The following is a 24,911-nucleotide window of genomic DNA, read 5'->3' as shown; positions in this document are numbered from 1 at the left end:
ACGCTTTCCGAAGCCTTGACATTGAGACGATTCAACCATACGGTCACATCACTTTTCGCCCGAAACAAGGCAGGGACACCCGTGAAACACTGCCGCCACATCTCCGACCGCCGGCCGGCTGAAGGCTCCCGATGAGCAGCCCAGGTTGGTCGATCAAGCTGTACGACGCCGCGGACGAAGTCGTCTGGGCGATCAAGCTCAACGCGCTGTGGATCGCCTTCACGCTCCTCGGCGGGGTTGCGCTGGGTATCGGCCCGGCCACGCTCGCAGCGTATTCGCTGGCCAGACGCAGGTCTTCCGGTGAATCGTTTCATGCTTTGCCTGCCTTCCGGGTCGCGTTCCGGCGCGAGTTCCGCCGCGGCCAGCTGGTCGTGCTGCCGCTGGTGGCGGCCGCGGTGGTTCTGGTCGGCAACTACCTGTACTTCGCGTCACTCGGCGCGACTGCGTCGGTCCCCCGGCTGGCCAGCCTGCTCGCGCTGGTCGCGCTCGGGGTGATCGCCGCCTACCTGCTCCCGATGGCCGTGCACTACGACCTCCGGGTCCGCGAGTTGTTGCCCAAGGCATCGTTGGTCGCGCTGGCGCGGCCGGCGTCGTCCCTTGTCCTGCTCTTCGTCGCGGTGTCCATCGGCTACCTGTCCGGCAAGTTCCCGGTGCTCGGGATCGTGCTGGCCGGTGGCGGCTGGATTCAGATCGACACCTGGCTCTGCCTGCGCTTCTTCGCCGAGAACGAGGCGCGCCTGCACCTGAAAGGGAACTCATGACCATCTTCTCCCGACGGCGTATCGCCGTCGCCGTCGCAGCCTCGACGGCACTGCTCGCCTCTGCGTGTTCGGGCGGCGGCGACAGCGACGAAGGCCAGGCGGCCAGTAACGAGCTGACGGTGATGGCGCCGTTGTTCGGCACCGCGCCGGACCCCAGCGGCGAGCTGCAGCAGGCCGTCGAGAAGCTCATCGGCAAGAAGCTCAAGATCACCTGGGTACCGAACGCCGAGTACGGCGACAAGTCCAACGTCACGCTTGCCTCGGACAACATCCCCGACGTGATGGTGGTGAACGAGAAGGGCCCGTCGTTCGTGAAGGCGGCCGAGGCCGGCGCGTTCTGGGACCTGACCGGCAAGCTGGACAAGTACTCGAACCTGAAGCCGGCCAACGAGCAGACCGCCAAGAACACGATGACCAACGGCAAGACCTACGGCATCTACCGGGTCCGGCCGCTGCTGCGCTCCGGCATCGTGATCCGCAAGGACTGGCTGGCCAAGCTCGGGCTGAAGGAGCCGCAGACCGTCGAGGAGCTCTACACGATCGCGAAGGCGTTCACCGAGCGGGACCCGGACGGCAACGGCAAGAAGGACACCTACGGCCTGATCATCCCGAAGTGGCCGGGCAACTACGCCAGCGCCAGCCCGTACGACGTGGTCGAGACCTGGTTCGGCGCCCCGAACGGCTGGGGTGAGCGCGACGGCAAGCTGGTTCCGGGCTTCGACACCCCGGAGTTCCTGGAGGCCAACCGCTGGCTGCGCAAGTGGGTCACCGAGGGCCTGATCAACCCGGACTTCGCCACCTTGGACAGCGGCAACTGGAACGACCCGTTCGTGCAGGGCAAGGGCGGCATGATCATCGACGTGAACGTGCGGGCGACGCAGTTGCTCGACCTGTTCAAGGAGAAGAACCCGAAGGACTTCGACAAGGTCACCCTGGTCGGGAACCTGAAGGGCCCGGACGGTGAGAAGCACTCCTACCCGTTCACCGGCTACAACATGGTGATGGCGATCTCCAAGCAGCACGTCCGTACCGAGGAGCAGCTCGACCAGGTGCTGCAGACGCTGGACAAGCTGGAGTCCAAGGAGGGCTCGATCCTGCTGACCAACGGCATCGAGGGCCGCAACTTCAAGGCCGACGGGAAGTACGCCGTACCGATCAACTCCGACGACCCGAAGGTCAAGGCGATCCAGAACGACGTCGACAAGGCCTTCATCCAGCTCGGCACCCGGGCCAGCGTCGGTCTCGGCGCCTACCAGCTGCGGCCGGCCGACGCGGCCAGCCGGGCGATGCGGGAGAAGTTCGACGTGCTGATGAACGAGGACCTGAAGACCGCGGTGTTCAACCCGGCCCTCGGCGTGATCGCCCCGACCGCGGTGTCGAAGGGCCAGACGCTCGACACGATCGTCCCGGACGCCCGGATCAAGTACCTGTCCGGCGCGATCACCGAGGACCAGCTGAAGGCGCAGATCAAGCGCTGGTACGACGGCGGCGGCACGCAGATCGCCCAGGAGGTCAACGACCTGGTCGCCAAGAACGGCGGCTGACCTGTGGCCACTGATCTGGTGCCGGGTGTGGCTCAGCCTGCCGCGGAGGTTTCGCGGCAGGCCCCACCCCCGCAACGCAAACGCCGCGCCCGCGCGGTGCCGCTGTGGCGCGACCTGCTCCGCTACCGCTGGCTGTACTTGCTGCTGCTGCCCGGCCTCGCGTACTTCATCGTCTTCAAGTACCTGCCGATGTACGGCCTGACCATCGCGTTCAAGGACTACGTGCCGTTCCTCGGCTACTCGGGCAGCGAGTGGGTCGGTCTCAAGCACTTCCAGGAGCTGTTCGCCGGGCCGGACTTCGGCCGGCTGATGTTCAACACGCTGCTGCTCGCGCTGCTCACGATCGTGTTCGTCTTCCCGGCGCCCATCATCGTCGCGCTGATGCTGAACGAGCTGCGGGTCAACGTGCTGAAGCGGTCGGTGCAGTCGCTGATCTACATCCCGCACTTCCTGTCGTGGACCATCGTCGCATCGTTGACCTACCTGCTGTTCTCGGTCGACTTCGGGGTGATCGCGAACTGGATCCACGGCCTGGTCGGCGGGCAGAAGACCGACTACGTCGCGCAGGCCGACTGGTTCCGGCCGCTGATCGTCCTGCAGCTGCTGTGGAAGCAGACCGGCTGGGGCACGATCATCTACCTGGCCGCGCTGGCCGGGGTCGACTCGCAGCTGTACGAGGCGGCCCGGGTGGACGGCGCGGGCCGGTGGCGGCAGTTCTGGCACATCACGCTGCCGGCGATCCGGCCGACCATCGTGGTGATGGCGATCCTGACGTCGGGCAACCTGATGGACTCCGGGTTCGAGCAGATCTGGCTGATGACCACCTCGCTGAACCGCGACGTCGCGGACGTGTTCGACACGTTCGTCTACTACATCGGCATCACGCAGGGCGCGTTCAGCTACGCGACCGCGGTCGGCCTGTTCAAGGGCCTGGTCGGTGTCCTGCTGATCTTCGGCTCGAACTGGCTGGCCAAGCGCCTCGGCCAGCGCGGCCTGTTCTGAGAGGGATCGACATGGCGATGACACTGACGAAGCCTCGCAAGCCGTCGGTCCGGTACTACGACTCGGCCGGCAGCAAGGTGTTCGACGTACTGAATGTCGTGCTGCTGACCGGGCTGGCCCTGGTCACGGTGCTGCCGCTGGTCTATGTGCTGGCCGGGTCGTTCGCGACCGAGTCGGAGATCAGCTCGCGGCCGTTCTTCCTGTGGCCGGAGAAGTTCGTCACCGACACGTACCAGTACATCTTCTCCACCGACACGTTCGTCCGCGCGCTGCTGACCACGATCTGCGTGACCGCGGTCGGCACCGTCGTACAGCTGCTGCTCACGCTGACGATGGCCTACCCGCTGGCCAAACGGTTCCTGCCGGGCCGGGCGCTGGTGCTGAACCTGGTGGTGTTCACGCTGGTCTTCAGCGGCGGCATGATCCCGACCTACCTGGTGGTGCGGGACCTCGGGCTGCTGGACAGCTACTGGGCGCTGATCCTGCCGCTGGCGATCAACCCGTTCTACCTGATCGTGGTGAAGAGCTTCTTCCAGGAGCTCCCGGAGGCGCTCGAGGAGGCCGCCCGGATCGACGGCTGCAACGAGCTGAACGTGTTCCTGCGGATCGTGCTGCCGTTGTCGAAGCCGATCATCGCGACGTTCTCGCTGTTCTACGCGGTCGGGATCTGGAACGACTACATGTCTCCTTTGCTCTACATCGACGACAGCAAGAAGTGGACGCTGCAGATGATCGTCCGCCAGCTGACCGCGGCGAACGCCGACTCGGCGAATGTACTGCAGCAGCTGGAGACGGTGACGTTCCCGGAGCAGGGCTTGAAGTTCGCGGTCGTGGTGGTGGCGACGCTGCCGATCCTGTTCTTCTACCCGTTCCTGCAGAAGCACTTCGCCAAGGGCGTCCTGATCGGATCGGTGAAGGAATGACGACCTTACAGTGGCTCGAAACACCTTGTAGACAAGGCACCACGTGGGGCGTCCCCTGGCCCCGCGGCACGGTTGCCGAAGGCACCAGCTTCGCACTGGCCGACGGTACGGCGGTGCAGAGCTGGACGACCGCGACCTGGCCGGACGGCTCGATCAAGTGGTCCGCCCACGCGATCGGCCGGTCGGACCAGCCGGAGTCGTCGTACGAGCTGGTCACCGGAGAGCCGTCCGCTCCGGCTCAGCCGGTGTGCGTCGAGCGCGACGGCGACGAGGTTCGCGTCGCGTCAGGCGATGTCACCTGGTTGCTGAAGGCGCCACACCTGATCGCATCCATCCAGCACAGCGACCAGACCGTCGTACGGGATGTCCGGCTGGTCAGCCTGCGGCAGGATGCGCCCGACGAGGACCTCGGCGGCACCCGGCAGCAGACGACGGCGATTGTCGACAATCTCATTGTCGAACAGGACGGTCCGGTACGGGCCGTGGTACGGCTCGAGGGCAAGCACGGCGACTGGCTGCCGTTCAGCGTCCGGCTGTACTTCTACGCCGGCGCGATCGACGTCCGGATCGTGCACAGCTTCGTCTGGGACGGCGATCCGGACCGGGACTTCCTGGCCGGGCTCGGCCTGAGCGCCGACGTGGTGATGCACGACGAGCCGCACAACCGGCACGTCCGGCTGGCCGGTCCGTCCGGCTTCCTCACCGAGGCGGTCCGCGGCCTGACCGGTCTGCGACGCGATCCAGGTGACGAAGCACGTGAAGCGCAGGTAGCCGGCCGCGCCGTCGAGGAGATCCCCAACCCCGAGGTGTCGAACCGGCTGCACCTGATCCCGCAGTGGAACGACTACACCCTCGACCAGACCAGCGCGGACGGCTTCACCCTGCGCAAACGCACCGGTCCCGGCCACGCCTGGGTGACCATCCCGGCCGGCACGCGGTCACCCGGCTACGGGTACGTCGGTGGCGCCGCCGGCGGACTGGGGTTCGGCCTCCGCGACTTCTGGAAGCTGCACCCGACCCGCCTCGACATCCGCAACGCGGCCACTGACCTCGCCACCGCCACGGTGTGGATGTGGTCGCCAAGTGCACCGGCCATGGACGTGCGCTACTGGCACGACGGCATGGACCAGGACAGCCACGCCGAACAGCTCGAAGGCCTCGAGATCACCTACGAGGACTACGAGCCAGGCTACGGCAACGCGCACGGCATCGCCCGCACTCACGAGCTCACGCTGAGAGTCCACAACACCACCCCGTCGGCCGACGAGCTGGCTGAGCACGCCGTGCTGCTCAACTCCCCCGGCCGGCTCGCCGTCTCCCCCGCTCGCCTTCTGGAGGCAGGCGTATTCGGCAGCTGGAGTCTGCCGACCGCCGACGACCAGGACATCGAAGCCCGGCTGAACTTCCTCTTCCAGTACTACGTCAACCAGCGCGAGCAGCGCCGTTGGTACGGGTTCTGGGACTACGGCGACGTCATGCACACCTACGACCGCGACCGACACACCTGGCGGTACGACGTAGGCGGCTTCGCCTGGGACAACTCCGAGCTCTCGCCGGACCTGTGGCTCTGGTACCAGTACCTGCGGACCGGCCGCGCCGACGTGTTCCGGTTCGCCGAGGCGATGACGCGGCACACCAGCGAGGTCGACGTACATCACCTGGGCCGCTTCAAGGGGCTCGGGTCGCGGCACAACGTGCAGCACTGGGGTTGCAGCTGCAAGCAGGTGCGCATCTCCAACGCGATCTACCGGCGCTTCTACTACTACCTGACCGCCGACGAGCGGGTCGGCGACCTGATGAACGAGGTGGCGAACGTCGAGGAGATGTTCCTGGTCGTCGATCCGCAGCGCAAGGTCCGGCCCGACGTCTACTCCCCCGACCCGAATGCACTGTCGATCGAGCTGGGCGTGGACTGGGGTGCACTCGCCGCCGCCTGGCTCACGCGCTGGGAGCGGCACGGCGACAACCGGGCCCGGGCACGGCTGGTCGGGACGATGTCGGACATCGCGGCACTGCACTACGGCTTCCTCACCGGCAACGCGCGGATGGACCTGTCCACCGGGCGCTTCGACACCAGCCGCAGGGGCATCGCAGTGTCCCACCTGTCGTCGCTCTTCGGGCTGCCCGAGATCTGTTCCGAGCTCATCGACCTGGACCTCGACGTACCCGGGTTCGAGAAGGCATGGCTGGACTACTGCCGGCTGTACCTGCTGCCACCCGAGCAGCAAGCCGCAGAGGTCGGCCAGCCCTTGCAAGGCATCTCACTCGTCCAGGCCCACAGCAGGCTCGCCGCGTACGCCGCCGCCCGGACCGGCGACGCGGAGCTGGCCCGGCTGGCCTGGCGCAAGTTCTTCCTCGACGAGGGCGACCAGCTCAACCGCAACGCCATGCAGCGCGAGGCGGAGTGGAAGACGACCACGATCGACGGCTGCCTGATGCCCGTCGACGAGGCGGCCTTCGTCAGCACCAACGGCGCGGCCCAGTACGCGCTGGCAGCGATCCAGAACCTGTCCCAGATCCCTGAACACCGGAATGACAGAGGTGGAATGGCGTGGAAAACGGCTCAGCGGTCTCCCGACGGACAGTCCTAGCGGGCATGGCCGCAGTCCCAGCGGTCTCCTTGCTGGACAATCCGGTCGCCGCATTCGCAGAGCAGACCGAAGTACAAGACGTGAAACTCACTTGGCTGGAAGGCAAGCCGACGACGGCGGCCGTCACGACGTGGGGCACGCCGTGGCCGAAGGGCGCCGTACCGGCGAACCAGTCCTTTGCACTCAAGGCTGCTGACGGCAGCGACGTACCGGTCCAGAGCTGGCCGACCGCGTACTGGCCGGACGGCTCACTCAAGTGGAGCGCACACGCCATAGCAGTGGACTCACCAGCCGAGTCCTACACTCTCGGTCCTGGTACGGCGGCCGCGCCGGCGCAGGCCGTGACGGTCAAGCAGGAGAAGAGCTACGTCGACGTCGACACCGGCGTGATCAAGGCACGGATCCGGACGAGCGGGTCCGAGCTGATCAGCCAGATCTGGCGTGGTGACGTGGTGATCGCCCGGAAGGGCCAGCTCGTCAACCTCAAGCAGGACAAGATCGCCGAGGACGAGGAAGGCGGCAGCGTCCGGGAGCGCTACGACAGCGACATCCAGAAGGTCACCGTCGAGCAGGCCGGCCCGGTCCGGGCGGTGGTCAAGATCGACGGCCGGCACAAGTCCCGCAAGGGCAAGACCTGGCTGCCGTTCTCGGTCCGGCTGTACTTCACCGCGGGCGCGGAGAACGTGCGGATGGTGCACACGTTCGTCTACGACCGCGACGGGCAGCAGGACTACATCGCCGGGCTCGGTGTGCGGTTCCGGGTGCCGCTGCGCGATGCGGCGTACGACCGTCATGTCCGGTTCGTGGGTGCGGGCCACGGCATGATGGCCGAGGCGGTGAAGGGGATCACCGGACTGCGGCGGGATCCGGGCGCCGTCGTACGGGCTGCGCAGGTGGCCGGGACCAAGCTGCCCGACCCGTCGACGTGGGACCAGCGGGTGACGACCCGGCTGCAGTACATCCCCGAGTGGGGCGACTACACGCTGAGCCAGCTGAACGCGGACGGCTTCACCGTGAAGAAGCGGACCAAGAAGGGGTACGGCTGGATCCCGGTCGACCAGGGCAAGCGCGCGTCCGGTCTCGGGTACGTCGGCGGCGTGACCGGCGGATTCGCCTTTGGACTAAGGGATTTCTGGCAGCGGCATCCGACCCAGCTGGACATCCGGGGCGCGGCGACCGAGGAGGCCGAGGTCACGGTGTGGCTGTGGTCGCCGGAGGCCGGGCCGATGGACACGCGGTTCTACCACGACGGCATGGGCCAGGACACGTACCCGGAGCAGCTCGAGGGTCTCAACATCACCTACGAGGACTACGAGCCCGCCTTCGGGACGCCATACGGGATCGCACGGACCAGTGAGCTGACGTTCTGGGCGCTGGCTGCAACGCCGTCGGCCGCCCGGCTCGGCGACCTGGCCGACCAGGTGCGGACTCCCCCGCAGCTGATCAACCCGGTGGATCAGCTGGTCAGCACGCGAGTGTTCGGCGGGCTCGTCTCACCGGTCGACCGCTCGGTGCCGGCCAAGAAGGCGATCGAGGACCACCTGGACTTCCTGTTCGACTTCTACCGCGGTCAGGTCGAGTCGCGGCACTGGTACGGGTTCTGGGACTACGGCGACATCATGCACACGTACGACGAGGACCGCCTGGTCTGGCGGTACGACGTGGGCGGGTACGCGTGGGACAACTCGGAGCTCTCGCCGGACCTGTGGCTCTGGTACGCGTTCCTGCGGTCCGGCCGGGCCGACATCTTCCGGTTCGCGGAGGCGATGACCCGGCACACCGGTGAGGTCGACGTCTACCACCTCGGCCAGTGGGCCGGTCTGGGCACGCGGCACGGCGTACAGCACTGGGCGGACAGCGCGAAGCAGCAGCGGATCAGTACGGCGATCTACCGCCGCTTCTACTACTACCTGACCGCTGACGAGCGCACTGGGGACCTGCTGTCCGAGCTGGTCGACTCCGACCGCACGTTCCTCGTACTGGACCCGCTGCGGAAGATCAGGACCGAGCCGTATGAGCCGGACCCGCATGCACTCGCCATCGGCCTCGGCACGGACTGGAGTGGTCTGGCTGCTGCCTGGCTGACCGAGTGGGAGCGGCAAGGACCCAAGGCCGAGACGGCGCGCACCAAGCTCCTCGGCACGATGGAGACGATCGCGGCGATGCCGAACGGCTTCGTCACCGGCGGTGGGCTCTACGACCTCGACACCGGGCGGTTCGCTCCGGTCGCCGCGAAGACCGTCAGTGTGTCGCACCTGAGCGCGATGTTCGGCCAGGTGGAGATCTGCGCCGAGATCATCGACCTGGTCGACATGCCGGCGTTCGAGGCCGCGTGGCTGCAGTACTGCCGGCTCTACAACGCCAGCCGGGCCGAGCAGACGGCAGAGTGCGGCGCGTACTTCGGCAACCTCATCCTCCGTCAAGGGCATGCCCGCCTGACCGCGTACGCCGCCGTACGCCTGGACCGGGACGACCTGGCCGCCCGGGCCTGGAAGGAGTTCTACACCGGCGACGGCTACGGTCCGAACCTCCCGTGGACGGCTGAGGACGTCACGTCCACCCTCAACCCGACCCAGTCGGCCAAGTGGGTCTCTACCAACACCACCGCCCTCTACGGCCTCGCCGCCATCCAGACCCTGGCCCTGGTCGGCGACCAGATCGTCAATCCCTGACCTCACGTGACCGTGGACGTCAGCGTGACGTCCACGGTCGCGCGGTGGTCGGAATCGAGTCGTAGCGCGCCGAGACCGCCTTGCGGGCGACCGGGTCCGTGATCGCGTTGGGCGGGAGCTCACCGAGTTCGATGAACATCTCCTCGAGGCCACCGGGCACCATCAGGGTCAGGAACCGGCCGCCACCGGGCCCCGCGGTGATCGTGTGCGCGGTATCCCTCCCGACCAGGACGTAGGTCCCCGGCCCCGCGACGATCGCCTCGCCGCCGACGGTGAAGGTGAACTCGCCGTCCAGCACGAAGAACGACTCCTCGAAACCGCGATGCAGATGCGGCACCGTCCAGGCACCCTCGGCAGTGCCTGCGAACTCCGTCAACGAGAACGCCGCACTGACCGTGCTGTCGGCCAGCACCCTCATCCGCGCCACCCCGAGGTCGACTGAGCGCCCCTGTGCCGGCTGGACCACATGCGCTCGACTTGTCATCGTCCCCACCACCCTTCGGCCGGACCGGCAAGACACCGGCCCACTCCTTCACGGTCGGCACATCGGGGCGCACTCGCAATATCAGATTCTGAAGTTGCCATCGGCCCTGGCGAGGACGACGCTGAAGGGGTGCGTGCATACGGCCAGTTCTGCCCGATCGCCAGGAGTTCCGAACTGCTGGCCGAGCGCTGGACGCCGATCATCGTGCGCAATCTGCTCAACGGCTGCCGGACGTTCAACGAGATCCGGCAGGGCGCGCCCGGTATCTCCACCGCCTTGCTGACCCAGCGCCTCGACCTGCTGGAGCGGCACGGCGTACTTCGTCGTACGGTCGAAGGGCGCGGGGTGACGTACGAGCTGACCGAGATGGGCCAGGCCCTCCGGGCGGTGCTCGACGCGATGGGTCAGTGGGGCGCCCACTGGCTGGAGATCGAGCCGCACCACTTGGACCCGGCGTACGTGCTCTGGGCCACCATGAAGCTGGTCGACCTGGACCGGATCCCAGCAGGTACGACAACGGTGCGGTTCGACCTGCGCGACCGGCCCGCGGACACCCACTGGATGATCCTGCGCCGGCCGCAGCCCGAGCTCTGCACGCGGCCCAGTGGGTACGACGAGGATCTGGTGTGCCGGAGTGATTCGGCGGCTCTCGTCGATCTGCATCTCAAGCGGCTGAGCTACCGCGCCGCGATCCGGACCGGCCGGGTCGAACTGATCGGGCCGCCCGGGCTGACCCGGCAGTTCCGGACCTGGTTCCGCACCAGCCCGTTCGCCGACTTCGCCAGGTAGCTCCTTAAGGACGCTTTAAGTCTGTCTGAAGGCCGCTGCGGATGGTGTCGGTGAGGGGCCGGTCCGCCTGGGCCGGGCTTGGAACCGAGGGGGGAGAGCAGGATGGACGACGAGACGCCGGTCGAGACGGGGAACTACCCGCTGCCGGAGGACGGAGCGCAGGACCAGGTCGAGCAGACCCGGCTCCCGCAGTACGACGAGGACCTGGTGGACGGGGCGACGCTGGAGTCGGAGTCATGAGCGGCACCGTGCGGGACCTGCTCACCTGGGCGGCAGCGCAGGTGCGGACGATGGAGCAGCCGCTCGGGTCGAACAAGAACCCGTACGCCGCCAAGGCCGGGCACGCGAACGGGCAGGCCTGGTGCGCGACGTTCCTGGTCGCGGGGTGGAAGGTCAACAAGGTGCCGCTGGTGCCGGGCACGAACAGCGCGTTCACCCCGACCATGCAGAGCGGCTTCAAGAACGCGGGCCGGTTGTTCAACAGTCCGCGAGCCGGCGACGTCGGTTTCCTGTTCGACCGGGATCTGGGCCGGATCGCGCACGTCTTCTTCGTCGAGCGGGTCGAGGGCGACTTCGTGAAGACGATCGAGGGCAACACCAACCTGGACGGCAGCAGGACCGGCATCGGGGTGTTCCGGCACAGCCGGCGCTGGGCCGGCGGCGCGACGATGATCCGCGGCTTCGGCCGGCCGAACTACAAGACCGTTTCAGCGCGTGGCGGCGCCGGTAGTGCGGGACTGCCGACGGTGTCGGCGGCCGCGGTCGCGAGCGCTGCCCGCAAGGACGCGCCGGGTCCGCAAGGCGCGACCTCGCATCCGGCCGCGGTACGGATCGTCGAGGCGGCGCTGGTGGCCGAGGGACTGCTGTCCCCGGCGTTCGCCAAGGACGGATCGTTCGGCACGGTGACCATCAAGGCCTATGCGCAGTGGCAGCGCAAGCTCGGCTTCACCGGCGCCGACGCCGACGGCATCCCCGGCAAGGAGTCGCTGACCAAACTCGGCCTCCGCCACGGCTTCAAAGTCGTGGCCTGAGCACATCGAGGAGATCCCCGCGCAAGCTGGGTGGCGGTGCCTGCGCGGGGATGGTGGTCATCCTCCGGTCGTGTCTGGCGAGCCGGGCATCGGCAAGACATGGCTGCTGGAGTCCTCGTTGGCGGCGTCCTGCGTGCCGAGGTCGCCGGGCCGGGAGCGAGCGTCGGGGTGTGCGTGCCGCGTTCGCCCGAGACGCTGGTGGCCCTGCTGGGCAGCCTGAAGTGCGGGGCGACATTCGTACCGCTTGACGGCGACTGGCCGGACGAACGTTTCGGCCACGTCGTCAAGGATGCCGGATGCACGGTGGTGCTCAGCGACCGGCCGGAGCAGCTCGCCGAACGGCTCGACGCTGTCGAGGCGCTTGCCCTCGACGGGCGGACGCTGCCGGCCGACGACAGCAATCCGCCGTGCGCCTCAACCGCCGAGATCACCGCCCTGGTAGGCGGGCAGGACCCGCACGTACCAGCCGCGGACTCACCAGGCTGGAGCCGGCACACCAGCGCACCCGTGCAAACCGGTGTCCTGCCCGGAGACCACTACTACCTCCTCGACAACCACCCCGAAATCATCGCGCGCATCAGCTCATCACTCGTGCCTTGAGGAGGTCGACGAGCGTTGCCGGCCGGGACACGGCAATCATGCCGTCAGTGGTATCTGCCAGGCGTCGGCGCGACCGTGGCCTTCGTTGGCGGGTTGGGGCCCTCGACGCGTACGTCGGGGAGCCAGGTGAGCCAGGAGGGCAGGTACCAGTTGCGCTCGCCGAGCAGCTTCATCGTTGCCGGGACGAGGACGGAGCGGACGATCGTCGCGTCGATCAGGAGTGCGACAGCGATGCCGAAGCCCATTTGCTGGAAGGCGATGGTGTCGCCCATCGCGAAGCCCCAGAAGACGGCGATGATGATGAGTGCGGCGCCGGTGATCAGGTGGGCCGTCGAGCCGATGCCGAAGGAGATGGCGGCGTCGGTGTCGCCGGTCTCGGTGTAGCGCTCACGGATGCGGCTGAGCAGAAAGACCTGGTAGTCCATCGAGAGACCGAAGAGGACGGCAAACAAGAAGAGCGGGACCCAGGCGTCGATCGTCTCGGCCTGACTCAGCCCGAGGAGCTCGTTGCCGATGCCTTCCTGGAAGACGAGCACGAGCAGTCCGTACGCCGCTCCGACCGACAGCAGGTTCATGGCGATCGCGGTCGCGGGAACGACGATCGAGCGGAACGCCAGCGTGAGCAGGAGGAAGCTGAGTCCGAGCACGAACAGCAGCACGAGTGGGAGCCAGAAGTTGACGGTGTCCTGGTAGTCGAGTTCCTCGGCGGTATCGCCGCCGACGTACACCTCGGCGTCAACACCGGCGAACGCGCTGGGGACGACCTCGTCGCGCAGCCCACGGACCGCCTCGATCGCTCCCTCGCTGTCCGGATTGGCCGCGATCGCAACCGTGACGCGGGCGACCGTGCCCGCCTGGTTCGCTTCGACGACAGGTTCCCCGAAGATCGGGCGGCGCGCGATCTCCTGCTCGAGCCGAGTCACAGCGCCTTGGACGGCGGGACCGCGGACGTCTCCGGCGATCGCGATGTCGACCGGCTCGGTCGACTCCTTCGGAAACTCCTCGCGGAGGAGGAGGTAGCCCTGCTTCGACTCGAAGCGGTCAGGCAGGGTCGCCGCCCCCGACGTACCTGTGTCGAGCGCGAGCACCGGGGCCGCCAGCGCGAGCAACAGGCCGGCGCTCAGCACCAGGCTGATGGCGGGGCGGCGCATGACCCGGTGGACGATGGCGCCCCAGAAGCGGCCCTCACGGCCTGCCTGCTCGGCTGCGCGGCCGAAGAAGGGGATGCGAAGCGCATTCACCCGGTCGCCGAGCAGCGCGAGGACCGCGGGGAGTAGCGTCAGCGCGGCGATCACGGAGACGATCCCGACCAGGATCGCGCCGGCGGCAAGGCTGCGGAAGATCGTGCTGGGCACCAGCAGGAGCCCGAGCATCGCGAGCGCGAAGGCGATGCCGCTGAAGAGGACGGCCCGGCCGGCGGTGGCGCCGGCGGTGGCGATGGCCTCGAGCTTCTCCTGCCCGCGCAGCCGCTCCTCCCGATAGCGGGAGAGGGTGAAGAGCGAGTAGTCGATTCCGAGGGCGAGGCCCATGCCGATCAGCATGTTCTGGGTGAAGACGGACAGGTCGTATGCCTGCGCGAGGAGTGCGACGAGCGCGAGGGAGACCACGATCGATGCGAGCGCGACCATGACCGGAACGAGGCCCGCGACGACCGCGCCGAAGACGAGCAGGAGGATGACGAGCGCGAGTGGAACGCCGAAGAAGAGCTCGCCCTTCTTCAGATCCTCCAGCGACGCGGCGTCCTCGTCGGCGTCCGCGATCCAGCCGCCGGTCACCGCCGCTGCGTAGCCAGGCTCGTCATCGAGGCGCTGAACCGCGTCGACCATGTCCTCGACCTTGTCCTCCCCGTCGCGGCCGAGCGCGACCTGGAGCACCGTCGAGTCCCCGTCCTGAGACACGAGGCGCTGGTTCTCGTCGTACGTGACGACGCGGACCGCCCCGGCCGCGCGCAGCTCATCCGCGAGCGCGACGACTCGCGAACGCGACGCAGCCGATGCGATCTTGCCGGCCTCGGCCCTCACGACGACGACCTCGCTGACAGCGTCGCCGCTCCTCACCTCTTGGGGAAAGCCTTCGGCGAGGACCCGATCGGCCTGCTTGGACTCGGTCGTCCTCGTGATCTCGGCCTCGCCCTCGAACGCGAGGAGCGTCGCCACCAGCGTGAAGGCGCTGATGATGAGGACGAGCCATACTCCGACGACGAGCCACGGTCGACGGCTACACACCAGCGCGAGCTTTTCGGTCACACGCCGACGCTAATCACGCCTGGGTGGTTCAGGCATCGCCCTGCGGGCCCGAACCGCGCCACGACCAGGGGTGGAGGCCGTCCTACGGCGTACGGCCCGGGGTGACGACACCGTGGTCGTAGGCGAACACGATCGCGGCAGCTCGGTCCCGCACCCGAAGCTTGGTGAAGATGCTGCCCACACGCGTCTTCACCGTCGCCTCGGCGATGTGCAGGGCCGCGGCGATCTCGGCATTCGTGGCACCGCGCGCCATCAACCGCAGGACGTCGTGCTCGCGGTTGGTGAGCAGGTCGAGCCGCGCCGCATCCCGTGCCGCCGGGGCGACCACCCGCCGGTACCGCTCGAGCAGCCGCGGCGCGACCGCCGGATCGAACCAGGCTCCGCCGCCGGCGACCGCACGAACCGCCGCGATCAGATCCTCGGCGGACGAGGACTTGAGCACGAACCCAGCCGCGCCGGCCTCGATCGCGCCCCACAGCACTTCGTCCTCACCGAAGGTCGTCAGCACGAGGACCACGAGGGGGTTCTCGGTGGCGCACAAACGTTTCGTCGCGGCGATGCCGTCGAGAGCCGGCATGCGGATGTCCATCAGGACGACGTCCGGCCGTACGGCGGGCAACTGCTCCACCGCCTGCCTGCCGTCGGCGCACTCGGCCACGACCTCGAAACCGTCCGCGGGCGAGAGGATCCGTGCCAAGCCACCACGCACGATCGCCTGGTCGTCGACGAGAGCAACGCGGATCATGGCGTTCACGGTCCTGGTGGTAGCTGGTTGTCGACCGTCAGCGGAAGCCGGCAGTTCAGCTGCCAACCGTCGGGCGTCGGGCCGGCCACGAGGTCGCCGCCGAGCGCACTCGCCCGTTCTCCCATGCCGATCAAGCCGTAATGAGGCCGCTCGGGATCAGTCGCCAGTGCGGTGGCGACGGGTCCCGAGGTCTCGGCCACGAGCCGAACGTCCTCAGCTGACAGCTCGAGCCCGAGGACGGTGTGCGCGCGCGGCGCGTGCCGGGCAGCATTCGCCAGCGCCTCCTGAGCGATCCGGTAGAGCGCGACGCCCGTCCCCGGTGAGATCCGGGTGAAGTCTCCGCGCATTCGCAGTTCGACAGCCAGACCTCCGGCCCGGGCCTGGTCGACGAGCGCGGGAATCTCTCTGGTGGACGGGAGTGGCGGTGCGACTCCCGCCTCGTCGTCGTGACGGAGCAGCGTCACCGTACGCCGCAGTTCCTCCATGCTCAGGCGGCCGACCTCCTCGGCCGATCGCAGCGCTTCCTCGGCGGACGCCAGGTCGCGGTGCAGTACGTGCCGGGCGCTCGTTACCTGAAGCATCACGGCGGCCAACCCATGCCCCACGAAGTCGTGGACGTCACGAGCGATCCGACGGCGTTCAGTCAGCAGCGCCTGCTCGGCGAGCTGACGGCGGGTGCTCTCGAGCTCGACCACGAGTCGATCCTGGCGCGCGACCGCGCGGCCGACGATCCAGATGAAGACCGTGGCGACCATCCAGATACCGACGGCGACCTCCATCGGATCCTGGACCAGGGCCACCAGCACCGGTGTGGCCGCCGCGAGCACACCGAGCAACGCCGCCGCGAGTGGCCGAGACCAACGCGCGGCTGCGAAAGCGAGCAGAACGACATTGAACATGACCGGCTCGAGCTGCCCGGAGCGCTGTACCACGACCACCGGGATGACCAGGCCGACGGAAACGGCGGCGAGTGGCACGTTGGGGGCGAAGGCCCACAGGCCGAAAGCGGCGATCGGCACCGCCGCCAGGACGATGTCGCCGGCCGACGACGGCTGCGTGATCGCCGCAACGAGGCCGAACGCCAGAGAGAAGAACGGCACAACGCGCCGAAGGCCCTCGGCTTCGAACCACCCTCGAGCCGAACCTTGCACCACAAGCAGACTGTACTGCGCGACTCTGGACATCTACATCATCCGCGCACCGGAGCCCGCCGCCCCATCATGGCGGATCGGCGGGCGCGGTCGTCGCGCCTTTCGCCGGCCGCGATCCCCACTGTCCGAGCGCGAACCGCGTCCCCTCCCAGTCCTCGAACATCGACCACAAGCCGAAGTGCATCTCCGCGGGCGGTGCAGGGAAGCGCACGCCTCGCCCAGTCAGTTCGGCGTAGGTCTGCTCGATGTCCTCGCACGTCAGGAACACATTCGAGTGCGGGAGCGCGTCGGACACCCGACGCCTCGGCTCGTCACTGGGACGGCGGCTCAGCACGAGGACGACCGAGTGATCGGGCGCCTCGACCTCAATCCAGCGTTCGTCACCGTAGAACTCGTCCCTGACGACGTCGAATCCGATTGCGCCGCTCCAAAACTGCTTTGCCCGCTCCTGATCATCGACCGGCACGACGACCTTGGCGACTCCAGTGATCATCGCGAACCCCTTTCAGCAATCACTACCTCGGGCCACGACGACCCGGACCTCGATTGCTCTCGCCATGCCGCAGACGCTGCCACCGCCCGAACAGTTCCACATCAGCCCACGGGCCCGAGCTTCGGTTCGACCCCAGGTGGAGCAGTGACTGAGCAAGGCCTTCCAGGCCTCTCATCGGTCAGGCCTTGAGGAAGGCCTCGGCGAGTTCGGCCGGACGCGTGAAACAGGCCTCGTGGCTGCCCGGTGCCGGCATCGGGGCGACACCGAGACGCTCAGCGAATCGGTGCCAGCCGAACTCGCCGGGCGGCAGCGCGATGTCGTTCTCGCCGAGGAGAAAGGCCACAGGCACGCCTAGAACGTCGAGCTCCAGCGGGGCTACCGGTTCGGTGAAGTACTGCATTGGCTGCGGCAGCAGCAGGCCGTGGACCATGCGCTGGACGTCCTCGGGGGCATCCGGCATGAAGGCGGCCTGCCACACCTCGAACGGCATCGCGACCGAGTTGTTGCCGGAGGCAGCGGCTTGTCCGTCGAACAAAGCCTGGTAGTTCGGCGGCACCTCGTCGTACAGGCTCCTGCCCTCGGCCGGCACGAACGCGCTCCAGAACACGAGGTTGCGCAGCCGCGACGCGAGCCGCGGGGCCGCACCGGCGATCACGTATCCGCCCCAGCTGTGCCCGACCAGCGTGACGTCGCGCAGGTCCTCCCCCTCGACCAGCTCGACGACCGCGTCGACGACATCGCCCAGCGTGTACGACGTGGGGTCGTCGCCGTCGGCCAGTCCGGGCAAGGTCGGCGTGAGCACCCGTTGACCCGCGGCCCGCAGCTGCTCGGCGACCGGCCGCCAGGCCCACCCGCCATGCCAGGCACCGGTGATGAGGACGAACGTTCCAGCCATGGCGCACTCCTTACGACGGGCCGTACGACGGATTGCTGGAATCGTGCCATCAGCTCTGACGCTCGTCAAGATTTTGACACACTTCAAGCAAGAAGGAAGGGCTGGGGAACACCCCAGCCTTCACCTCAGGCGTTGGCGGCTTCCATGATCTCGTCCGAGACGTCGAGCCCCCGTCGGAGACGGGAAATCAAGTACAGCGCGTCAAACGCGAACTTCAGCTCACTGACGCCATGATCTCGTCGGAGACGTCGAGCCCCCGTCGGAGACGGGAATCAAATACAGCGCGTCAAACGCGAACTTCAGCTCACTGACGCCATGATCTCGTCGGAGACGTCGAAGTTCGCGTAGACGTTCTGGACGTCGTCGCTGTCCTCGAGCGCGTCGATCAGGCGGAAGATCTTGCCGGCGCCGTCGGCGTCGAGCTCGACCGTCATCGACGGGACGAACTGCACCTCGGCCGACTCGTAGTCGATGCCGGCGTCCTGCAGCGCGGTCCGGGCCCCGACCACGTCGGTGGCCTCGGTGACGACCTCCCAGGACTCGCCGAGGTCGTTCACCTCCTCGGCGCCGGCCTCCAGCACGGCCTCCATCACGTCGTCCTCGGACAGCGACTTCCCGTCCTGGTCCTTGGCGAGCACGATGACGCCCTTGCGGTTGAACAGGTAGGCGACCGAGTTCGGGTCGGCCAGCGAGCCGCCGTTTCGGGACATCGCCGTCCGGACGTCCGCGGCCGCGCGGTTGCGGTTGTCGGTCAGGCACTCGACCAGCATCGCGACGCCGTTCGGGCCGTAGCCCTCGTACATGATCGTCTGGTACTCCGCGCCACCGGCCTCGGCGCCGGAGCCGCGCTTGACCGCGCGGTCGATGTTGTCGTTCGGGACCGACGACTTCTTCGCCTTCTGGATGGCGTCGTACAGGGTCGGGTTCCCGCCAGGGTCGCCACCGCCCATCCGGGCGGCCACCTCGATGTTCTTGATCAGCTTCGCGAAGAGCTTGCCGCGCTTCGCGTCGATGACGGCCTTCTTGTGCTTCGTGGTGGCCCACTTGGAGTGGCCTGACATGGCGAACCCAACCCTTCGTGCTCCTGCAACTGACTCAGAGGCTGCGGACCAGCTCGGCGAAGTAGCCGTGCAGCCTGGCGTCCCCGGTCATCTCCGGATGGAACGACGTGGCCAGCAGCCGATCGTGACGAACCGCGACGATCCTACCCGCGGCCGGGCCCGACCTCACGGTCGAGAGTACCTCCACGTCCCGTCCGACCCGCTCCACCCACGGTGCCCGGATGAACACCGCGTGGTACGGCGTGTCGAACGCCGCGAACTCGAGGTCCGCCTCGAACGAGTCCACCTGCCGCCCGAACGCGTTCCGCCGGACCGTCACGTCCAGCCCGCCGAGCGTCTCCTGGCCCTCGATCCCGCCGGTGATCTCGTTCGCCAGCATGATCATCCCGGCGCAGGTGCCGAACACCGGCATCCCGTCCGCGATCCGCTTCTGCAGCGGCTCGAACAGCTCGAACGCCCGGGCCAGCTTGTCCATCGTGGTCGACTCGCCACCCGGCAGCACCATCGCGTCGACCCGCTCGAGCTCGGCGGGCCGCCGTACCGGCACCGCCTCGGCGCCGACCTGGTTCAGCATGGCCACGTGCTCACGCACGTTGCCCTGCAGTGCGAACACGCCAATCACGGTCAAAGCGTCACCCTTCGTTGCCAGTCGAGGGTCACCTCGATGCGGCCTTCGTCGAAAACTGCGGGCAGGCCGTACTGGTTCAGCAGGGCCAGCACGTCCTCCAGGAGCGGTTCGCCCGGCGCGACGTTGGCGGTGTCGGGATGCCAGACCTTCAGCTCCAGCATCCCGAAGTCCACCGCGTGCCAGACGTCGGTGTCGGTGAAGAACACCAGACCCTTCGGATCCGTGGCCGCCTCCAGCGCCTGCCTGGCCGCGTGGTGGTCCGACGTGTAGCGGACCACCACCAACCCTCGGGACTCGAGCTCGGCCAGTACGGCGTCCAGCCGGTCGGGATCAGTCGTCGCAGGCCAGCCTGCCGCCTCGGCGTTGAGGTCGATCACCGCTTCACCGATAAGCAGCGGCACGAGCGCCGCCGCGTCCATCGACGGTGCGTCCTCCTGCACGGCCTCCGTCAGCGCGGCCGTGATCGCCGCGTGGTCGGCGTACCCGGACCGCACCAGGACGCGGGCCAGCCCGCGAAGCTCGCGGGCTGTCCGCTCGTCCACGGACTGCAGGCTGTTCGTCACCAGCCGCGCTCGGCCAGGCGGTGCGGCTGCGGGATCTCGTCGACGTTGATGCCGACCATCGCCTCACCCAGGCCGCGGGAGACCTTGGCGATCACGTCCGGGTCGTCGTGGAAGGTGGTCGCCTTCACGATCGCCTCGGCGCGCTGGGCCGGGTTGCCGGACTTGAAGATGCCGGAGCCGACGAACACGCCCTCGGCGCCGAGCTGCATCATCATCGCGGCGTCGGCCGGGGTGGCGATACCGCCGGCGGTGAACAGCACGACCGGGAGCTTGCCGGCCTGCGCGACCTCCTTGACCAGCTCGTACGGCGCCTGCAGCTCCTTGGCCGCGACGTACAGCTCGTCCTCCGGCAGGTTCTGCAGCCGGCGGAGCTCCTGGCGGATCTGGCGCATGTGGGTGGTCGCGTTGGACACGTCGCCGGTACCGGCCTCGCCCTTGGAGCGGATCATCGCCGCGCCCTCGGTGATCCGGCGCAGCGCCTCGCCCAGGTTGGTCGCGCCGCACACGAACGGAACCGTGAAGGCCCACTTGTCGATGTGGTTGGCGTAGTCGGCCGGGGTCAGCACCTCGGACTCGTCGATGTAGTCGACCCCGAGGCTCTGCAGCACCTGGGCCTCGACGAAGTGACCGATCCGGGCCTTGGCCATCACCGGGATGGAGACGGCGTTGATGATGCCGTCGATCATGTCCGGGTCGCTCATCCGGGAGACGCCGCCCTGCGCGCGGATGTCGGCCGGGACCCGCTCCAGCGCCATCACCGCGACCGCGCCGGCGTCCTCGGCGATCTTGGCCTGCTCGGCGGTGACCACGTCCATGATCACACCGCCCTTGAGCATCTCCGCCATCCCGCGCTTGACCTTCGCGGTACCGGTCTGGGGGGTCTGGTTCTCCGTCACTGCTTCCTCCTGGTCCTGGGGCACGTCTCCAGGTTAGGGGCCGCGCGGCACCTATCCTCAGTCCACCTCGGATCAAGTGGACTGAGCCAGCGCCTGACCGAGCCGGGCCACCACGAGCCGCAGCGTGGCGGGCGGCGCGGTGAACGGGATCCGGATGTGCCGCCGGTCAGTCCCGTCCGGCGTGAACAGGTCGCCTGCGCCCAGCAGCAAGCCCTGTTCGCGGGCCTTGTCGAGCACTCGCCGCGCTCTGGTCTCGGTCAGCTCCAGCCACAGCGTCATGCCACCGGTCGGCGTGGGCCACGCCACACCGTCGAGTGTCCTCAAACCACTCTCCAGGGCTTGGAGATTCGCCCTAAGGCGGGTGCGGCGCCGGCTGATCACACGGTCGAGGCGGCTGACGATCGCCTGGGCCAGCAGGTCGTCCAGAGCGCTGGGCGACGCCACGCTGAGCTGTGCGGCGGTGTTAATGCGCCTGCGGAGCTGCTTGCCGGTGCGGACCCAGCCGACGCGCAGTCCGCCCCACACGGTCTTCGACAGCGACCCCACACTCACAGTGCGCGAGTAGCGGCTCAGCGGCTCGGCCTGCTCGCCACTGGCCAACCACAGTGGCCTCATCGTCTCGTCGCTGATCAGGGCGGCGCCATAACGCCGGGCGATCTCGACGACCGCCGTACGACGGTCTGGCGGCAGGCTGAGCCCGGTCGGGTTGTGGTTGTCGGCCTGCAGGTAGATGACCTTGGGGCGGTGCCGTCTGCAGAGGTGGGTGAGCTGGTCGGTGTCCCACACGCCTGCAGGCCAGCCGGCGACGTCCAAGCGGTGTTTGCGAAGCAGATCGAAGGCGGCCGGGTACGTCGGTGTCTCGGTGATCGCTACGCCTGGTCCGAGGTCCAGGCCGGCCAGAGCGGCGTTGAGTCCGGCTGCGGCTCCGACGGTCAACGTGAGCTGATCAGGCTCGGTCGGTACGCCCTCATGGGTGAGTCGAGCGGCAAGCGCAGTACGCAGCTCAAGCGAGCCCCCCGGAGGCGGGCCATCGCCACCCATGGCGTGGGGCAGGCCGTCCTCGACGATCTGGGCGGCCACTTCCGCCACGTCGTGTGGTGCGGCAGTCGTGGCGAAGCGCAGGTCCAGCACGGGCTGGTCCCCCGCAGTCACGGTCGACGCCGGCGCGATCGGGTCCAGCAGGCGGTCCAGCGGCCGCACTACCGTCCCGGAACCACGCTTTGTCTCCAGTACGCCGTCCTGGCGCAGCTGATCCAACGCGCGTACGACGGTCACGCGGCTGAGCCCCAGCCGGTCCGCCAGAACACGCTCCGACGGCAGCCGTGAGCCGATCGACAGGTCGCCCCGCTCGATCCGTCGCAGTACCAGGGCCTCGACCTGCTCGGTCTTGGTCCCGTCCACCGGGTCGAGATCGCTCTCCCGCCACATAAGTCCAGTGTCACACAACTGGCCTGATGAGCCGACTCTCACCTGTTCTTCACCCGGCTCTCATCCGGGCTGAAGACAGTGGTCTGGAGCCGGCCGGACGGGCCGGCCAGACACCGGAGGACACCATGAAACGCTCCATCATCGTGGCCGGCGCGGGCACGCTCGCACTGGCCGGCGGCCTGCTCGCCGCCCCCGCCGCCCACGCCGAGGAACGTGTCTGCCGCGGCACGCTGGGCGCGATCACCGTGGACAACCTGCGGGTGCCGGCGGGCGCCAGTTGCACGCTGCTCCGGACCACGGTCAAGGGCACCGTCAAGGTCGAGCGGAACGCCCGGCTGGCCACGTCGCTGGCCCGCATCGTCGGCAACGTCCAGGCCGAGGGGCACGCTCACGTGGGCCTGAGCTCCAGCACCATCGGCGGCAGCGTGCAGCTCAAGCAGGGCGGGACGGCGTCACTGCGGTCCAACTCCGTGAAGGGCGACGTCCAGTCGTTCACCAACCGCGGCGCGCAGTACATCAACACCAACCGCATCAACGGCAACCTGCAGTGCAAGTCCAACGTCCCTGCCCCAACCGGCTCCGGCAACATCGTCGGCGGCAACAAGGAAGACCAGTGCCGCCGGCTCTGACCCCCGCGTAGTCCACCTTGAGAAGCCACCGACCACCTCCGGGACCACATTGTGGTTGGTGGCTTCTCAAGGTGCGGTGGGCAGAACTGTCGGCGGTGAGTGTGATGATTTGCGGGTGGACGAGCGGTGGGCGATTGCGCCGGAGGAGGGTGGCGGGGCAGTCCTCGTCGCCCTGCGCCCCGACGGCCACCCCGTCGACCCCGTCCACCACGAGCCCGACCTCGTGGCGGCCGTCGCCTCCCGTCCGCAAGTGACGCGATGGGTGTGGCGGGCCACCTCAGACATCTATCCACGCCTGCTCTCGGCCGGCGTACGAGTGGAACGCTGCTACGACATCGAGAACAGCGAAGGCCTTCTCCTCGGCCACGAGGGCCGGCTGGGCGAGCCGCGCTCAGCCGCCGCGGCCTGGGCACGGTTGACCGGCCGCCCTGTCCCACCCGATCCGCCGTTGCGTCCCGTCGTACCGGGTGAGCAGTCGTCGCTGTTCGAGATCGCTGAAGAGGCCGTCCCCTTCGAGGCATTGCTGCAGGTGTACGCCGACCAGCTGCGACGACATGGGGATGCCGAGCACCCGGACCGCATGCGGTTGCTCACGGCATCGGAATCGTCCGGCATGCTGGTCGCGGCCGAGATGGACCGCGCCGGGTTGCCGTGGAGCGCCGACGCGCATCGCGCCTTGCTGACCGAGCTGCTCGGCGAACGGTTCGGCGGGACCGGGGAGCCGCGGCGGTTGACCGAGCTCGCGGACGAGGTGTCGGCTGCCTTTGGCCGGCGAGTGCGGCCCGACTTGCCGGCCGACGTACTGAAGGCTTTCAAGTCAGCCGGGTATCAGTTGAAGTCGACGCGGCGGTGGGAGCTGGAGACGATCGACCATCCGGCGGTCGCGCCGCTGATCGAGTACAAGAAGCTCTACCGGATCTATACCGCCAACGGCTGGACCTGGCTGCAGGACTGGGTGCACGACGGGCGGTTCCGGCCCGGGTTCCTTCCGGGTGGGACGGTGTCCGGTCGCTGGGTCACGAACGGCGGCGGCGGTCTGCAGATCCCGAAGGTCATCCGCCGCGCGGTGGTCGCCGACCCCGGCTGGCGCCTAGTCGTCGCCGACGCCTCCCAACTCGAGCCGCGCATCCTCGCCGCGATCTCCCGCGACCCGGCCCTGATGGAGGTCGCGAGCTCTCCGGGCGACCTCTACAAATCCGTGTCGGACGCCGCGTTCTCCGGTGACCGCGCGAAGGCGAAACTCGCCGTACTCGGCGCCATCTACGGCCAGACGTCCGGCGACGGGCTGAAGAACCTCGCCATGCTCCGCAAGCGATTCCCGCAGGCCGTCGCGTACGTCGACGACGCCGCCCGCGCCGGCGAAGAAGGCCGCCTGGTCCGCACCTGGCTCGGCCGCACCTGCCCACCCGCCGGCACACCCCTGGACGCAGCCCTCCTCGAAGGCCCCGGCGTCGACGACCAACCCACTGACGCCCGCCACGCGAGAGCCCGCGGCCGCTTCACCCGAAACTTCGTAGTCCAAGGCTCCGCCGCCGACTGGGCCCTCCTGCTCCTGGCCGCCCTCCGCCAGTCCCTCGCCACCATGAAAGCCGAACTCGTCTTCTTCCAACACGACGAGGTAATAGTCCACACCCCCACCGAAGAGGCCCCCGCCGTAGCCGAAGCCATCCAATCCGCCAGCAACCTCGCCGGCACCCTAACCTTCGGCCCCACCCCCACCCACTTCGCCTTCACCACCGCCACCGTCAAAACCTACGCCGATGCGAAGTGAGACCACCA

At 68.2% G+C, this 24,911-nt stretch carries 23 protein-coding genes; 12 read left to right on the top strand and 11 right to left on the bottom strand.

What is annotated here, in order from left to right; genetic code table 11:
* Nucleotides 1-131 precede the first annotated feature (131 nt).
* The 6 genes from ACIBGM_RS00640 to ACIBGM_RS00615 are packed head-to-tail and all read left to right on the top strand — an operon-like array spanning nt 132 to nt 9,493.
* Complete coding sequence (locus ACIBGM_RS00640; RefSeq protein ID WP_360530245.1) at nt 132-761, top strand: DUF624 domain-containing protein; 630 nt, start codon at nt 132-134, stop codon at nt 759-761.
* Nucleotides 758-2,305 carry an extracellular solute-binding protein gene (locus ACIBGM_RS00635; protein ID WP_396384019.1) on the top strand — a complete coding sequence of 516 codons (1,548 nt, stop codon included), beginning with the start codon at nt 758-760 and terminating at the stop codon, nt 2,303-2,305. The genes ACIBGM_RS00640 and ACIBGM_RS00635 overlap by 4 nt, the downstream gene beginning before the upstream one ends.
* Nucleotides 2,306-2,332: 27 nt before the next feature.
* Nucleotides 2,333-3,307: an ABC transporter permease subunit gene (locus ACIBGM_RS00630; protein WP_360530239.1), complete on the top strand. Its 975-nt coding sequence runs from the start codon at nt 2,333-2,335 to the stop codon at nt 3,305-3,307.
* A 17-nt stretch (nt 3,308-3,324) separates the two neighbouring features.
* Complete coding sequence (locus ACIBGM_RS00625; RefSeq protein WP_360530236.1) at nt 3,325-4,230, top strand: carbohydrate ABC transporter permease; 906 nt, start codon at nt 3,325-3,327, stop codon at nt 4,228-4,230.
* Nucleotides 4,227-6,821, top strand: a complete 2,595-nt coding sequence (locus tag ACIBGM_RS00620) for a Tat pathway signal sequence domain protein (protein WP_396384018.1) — start codon at nt 4,227-4,229, stop codon at nt 6,819-6,821. Before ACIBGM_RS00625 ends, ACIBGM_RS00620 begins: the two co-directional genes overlap by 4 nt.
* 5 nt (nt 6,822-6,826) lie before the next feature.
* Nucleotides 6,827-9,493 carry a Tat pathway signal sequence domain protein gene (locus ACIBGM_RS00615; protein ID WP_396384017.1) on the top strand — a complete coding sequence of 889 codons (2,667 nt, stop codon included), beginning with the start codon at nt 6,827-6,829 and terminating at the stop codon, nt 9,491-9,493.
* Nucleotides 9,494-9,512: 19 nt separating this feature from the next.
* Here ACIBGM_RS00615 and ACIBGM_RS00610 read toward each other — a convergent pair whose 3' ends face one another.
* The gene (locus tag ACIBGM_RS00610; RefSeq protein WP_396384016.1) at nt 9,513-9,911 is read right to left on the bottom strand and encodes a cupin domain-containing protein; all 399 of its coding nucleotides are present in this window, start codon (nt 9,909-9,911) and stop codon (nt 9,513-9,515) included.
* Nucleotides 9,912-10,106: 195 nt separating this feature from the next.
* On the opposite strand from ACIBGM_RS00610, the gene ACIBGM_RS00605 reads away from it, so the two are divergent.
* The 4 genes from ACIBGM_RS00605 (at nt 10,107) to ACIBGM_RS00590 (ending at nt 12,397) form a co-directional block, all read left to right on the top strand.
* Nucleotides 10,107-10,766 carry a helix-turn-helix domain-containing protein gene (locus tag ACIBGM_RS00605; RefSeq protein ID WP_360530225.1) on the top strand — a complete coding sequence of 220 codons (660 nt, stop codon included), beginning with the start codon at nt 10,107-10,109 and terminating at the stop codon, nt 10,764-10,766.
* A 102-nt stretch (nt 10,767-10,868) separates the two neighbouring features.
* On the top strand, nt 10,869-11,006 hold the full coding sequence (locus tag ACIBGM_RS00600; RefSeq protein WP_360530222.1) for a hypothetical protein: 138 nt from the start codon (nt 10,869-10,871) through the stop codon (nt 11,004-11,006).
* Nucleotides 11,003-11,797 carry a hypothetical protein gene (locus tag ACIBGM_RS00595; protein WP_396384015.1) on the top strand — a complete coding sequence of 265 codons (795 nt, stop codon included), beginning with the start codon at nt 11,003-11,005 and terminating at the stop codon, nt 11,795-11,797. The genes ACIBGM_RS00600 and ACIBGM_RS00595 overlap by 4 nt, the downstream gene beginning before the upstream one ends.
* Before the next feature lie 99 nt (nt 11,798-11,896).
* A complete protein-coding gene (locus ACIBGM_RS00590; RefSeq protein ID WP_396384014.1) occupies nt 11,897-12,397 on the top strand; it encodes an AMP-binding protein in 501 nt (166 codons plus the stop codon).
* Nucleotides 12,398-12,441: 44 nt separating this feature from the next.
* Here ACIBGM_RS00590 and ACIBGM_RS00585 read toward each other — a convergent pair whose 3' ends face one another.
* The 10 genes from ACIBGM_RS00585 to ACIBGM_RS00540 form a co-directional block, all read right to left on the bottom strand.
* Nucleotides 12,442-14,643 (bottom strand): MMPL family transporter, encoded by a 2,202-nt coding sequence (locus ACIBGM_RS00585; RefSeq protein WP_396384013.1) that lies wholly within the window; start codon nt 14,641-14,643, stop codon nt 12,442-12,444.
* An 82-nt stretch (nt 14,644-14,725) separates the two neighbouring features.
* Nucleotides 14,726-15,388 carry a response regulator transcription factor gene (locus tag ACIBGM_RS00580; RefSeq protein WP_360530208.1) on the bottom strand — a complete coding sequence of 221 codons (663 nt, stop codon included), beginning with the start codon at nt 15,386-15,388 and terminating at the stop codon, nt 14,726-14,728.
* A gap of 5 nt (nt 15,389-15,393) precedes the next feature.
* Nucleotides 15,394-16,542: a histidine kinase gene (locus ACIBGM_RS00575; RefSeq protein WP_360530205.1), complete on the bottom strand. Its 1,149-nt coding sequence runs from the start codon at nt 16,540-16,542 to the stop codon at nt 15,394-15,396.
* Between the two features lie 64 nt (nt 16,543-16,606).
* The gene (locus tag ACIBGM_RS00570) at nt 16,607-17,032 is read right to left on the bottom strand and encodes a glyoxalase superfamily protein (protein WP_360530202.1); all 426 of its coding nucleotides are present in this window, start codon (nt 17,030-17,032) and stop codon (nt 16,607-16,609) included.
* Between the two features lie 178 nt (nt 17,033-17,210).
* Nucleotides 17,211-17,927 (bottom strand): alpha/beta fold hydrolase, encoded by a 717-nt coding sequence (locus tag ACIBGM_RS00565; RefSeq protein WP_396384012.1) that lies wholly within the window; start codon nt 17,925-17,927, stop codon nt 17,211-17,213.
* 299 nt (nt 17,928-18,226) lie between these two features.
* Complete coding sequence (locus ACIBGM_RS00560) at nt 18,227-18,988, bottom strand: YebC/PmpR family DNA-binding transcriptional regulator (RefSeq protein ID WP_360530196.1); 762 nt, start codon at nt 18,986-18,988, stop codon at nt 18,227-18,229.
* Nucleotides 18,989-19,022: 34 nt separating this feature from the next.
* On the bottom strand, nt 19,023-19,616 hold the full coding sequence (pdxT, locus tag ACIBGM_RS00555; protein WP_396384011.1) for a pyridoxal 5'-phosphate synthase glutaminase subunit PdxT: 594 nt from the start codon (nt 19,614-19,616) through the stop codon (nt 19,023-19,025).
* Nucleotides 19,613-20,158: a DUF6891 domain-containing protein gene (locus ACIBGM_RS00550; RefSeq protein ID WP_396384010.1), complete on the bottom strand. Its 546-nt coding sequence runs from the start codon at nt 20,156-20,158 to the stop codon at nt 19,613-19,615. The genes pdxT and ACIBGM_RS00550 overlap by 4 nt, the downstream gene beginning before the upstream one ends.
* Nucleotides 20,159-20,175: 17 nt before the next feature.
* A complete protein-coding gene (gene pdxS / locus ACIBGM_RS00545) occupies nt 20,176-21,099 on the bottom strand; it encodes a pyridoxal 5'-phosphate synthase lyase subunit PdxS (protein WP_396384009.1) in 924 nt (307 codons plus the stop codon).
* A 48-nt stretch (nt 21,100-21,147) separates the two neighbouring features.
* Entirely contained in the window at nt 21,148-22,503 is a 1,356-nt protein-coding gene (locus ACIBGM_RS00540; protein WP_396384008.1) for a PLP-dependent aminotransferase family protein, read from the bottom strand.
* Nucleotides 22,504-22,628: 125 nt separating this feature from the next.
* Here ACIBGM_RS00540 and ACIBGM_RS00535 point away from each other — a divergent pair, with 125 nt between their 5' ends.
* Both ACIBGM_RS00535 and ACIBGM_RS00530 read left to right on the top strand, forming a co-directional pair.
* A complete protein-coding gene (locus tag ACIBGM_RS00535) occupies nt 22,629-23,132 on the top strand; it encodes a hypothetical protein (protein ID WP_360530184.1) in 504 nt (167 codons plus the stop codon).
* A 115-nt stretch (nt 23,133-23,247) separates the two neighbouring features.
* A complete protein-coding gene (locus tag ACIBGM_RS00530; RefSeq protein ID WP_396384007.1) occupies nt 23,248-24,903 on the top strand; it encodes a bifunctional 3'-5' exonuclease/DNA polymerase in 1,656 nt (551 codons plus the stop codon).
* The last annotated feature ends 8 nt before the right edge of the window (nt 24,904-24,911 follow it).

Origin of the sequence: Kribbella sp. NPDC050470 (assembly GCF_044458365.1) — a bacterium.
Classification (GTDB): Bacteria; Actinomycetota; Actinomycetes; order Propionibacteriales; family Kribbellaceae; genus Kribbella.
Note: the sequence above shows the minus strand (reverse complement) of the source record. Positions and strands in the feature narration are given on the sequence as shown.

Bases quoted from the DNA above. Each gene is read 5' to 3' on its own strand.
- ACIBGM_RS00640 (WP_360530245.1), top strand. From the start codon at position 132: ATGAGCAGCCCAGGTTGGTCGATCAAGCTGTACGACGCCGCGGACGAA.
- ACIBGM_RS00635 (WP_396384019.1), top strand. From the start codon at position 758: ATGACCATCTTCTCCCGACGGCGTATCGCCGTCGCCGTCGCAGCCTCG.
- ACIBGM_RS00625 (WP_360530236.1), top strand. From the start codon at position 3,325: ATGACACTGACGAAGCCTCGCAAGCCGTCGGTCCGGTACTACGACTCG.
- ACIBGM_RS00620 (WP_396384018.1), top strand. From the start codon at position 4,227: ATGACGACCTTACAGTGGCTCGAAACACCTTGTAGACAAGGCACCACG.
- ACIBGM_RS00615 (WP_396384017.1), top strand. From the start codon at position 6,827: ATGGCCGCAGTCCCAGCGGTCTCCTTGCTGGACAATCCGGTCGCCGCA.
- ACIBGM_RS00610 (WP_396384016.1), bottom strand. From the start codon at position 9,911: ATGAGGGTGCTGGCCGACAGCACGGTCAGTGCGGCGTTCTCGTTGACG.
- ACIBGM_RS00600 (WP_360530222.1), top strand. From the start codon at position 10,869: ATGGACGACGAGACGCCGGTCGAGACGGGGAACTACCCGCTGCCGGAG.
- ACIBGM_RS00595 (WP_396384015.1), top strand. From the start codon at position 11,003: ATGAGCGGCACCGTGCGGGACCTGCTCACCTGGGCGGCAGCGCAGGTG.
- ACIBGM_RS00590 (WP_396384014.1), top strand. From the start codon at position 11,897: ATGGCTGCTGGAGTCCTCGTTGGCGGCGTCCTGCGTGCCGAGGTCGCC.
- ACIBGM_RS00580 (WP_360530208.1), bottom strand. From the start codon at position 15,388: ATGATCCGCGTTGCTCTCGTCGACGACCAGGCGATCGTGCGTGGTGGC.
- ACIBGM_RS00570 (WP_360530202.1), bottom strand. From the start codon at position 17,032: ATGATCACTGGAGTCGCCAAGGTCGTCGTGCCGGTCGATGATCAGGAG.
- ACIBGM_RS00565 (WP_396384012.1), bottom strand. From the start codon at position 17,927: ATGGCTGGAACGTTCGTCCTCATCACCGGTGCCTGGCATGGCGGGTGG.
- ACIBGM_RS00560 (WP_360530196.1), bottom strand. From the start codon at position 18,988: ATGTCAGGCCACTCCAAGTGGGCCACCACGAAGCACAAGAAGGCCGTC.
- ACIBGM_RS00540 (WP_396384008.1), bottom strand. From the start codon at position 22,503: ATGTGGCGGGAGAGCGATCTCGACCCGGTGGACGGGACCAAGACCGAG.
- ACIBGM_RS00535 (WP_360530184.1), top strand. From the start codon at position 22,629: ATGAAACGCTCCATCATCGTGGCCGGCGCGGGCACGCTCGCACTGGCC.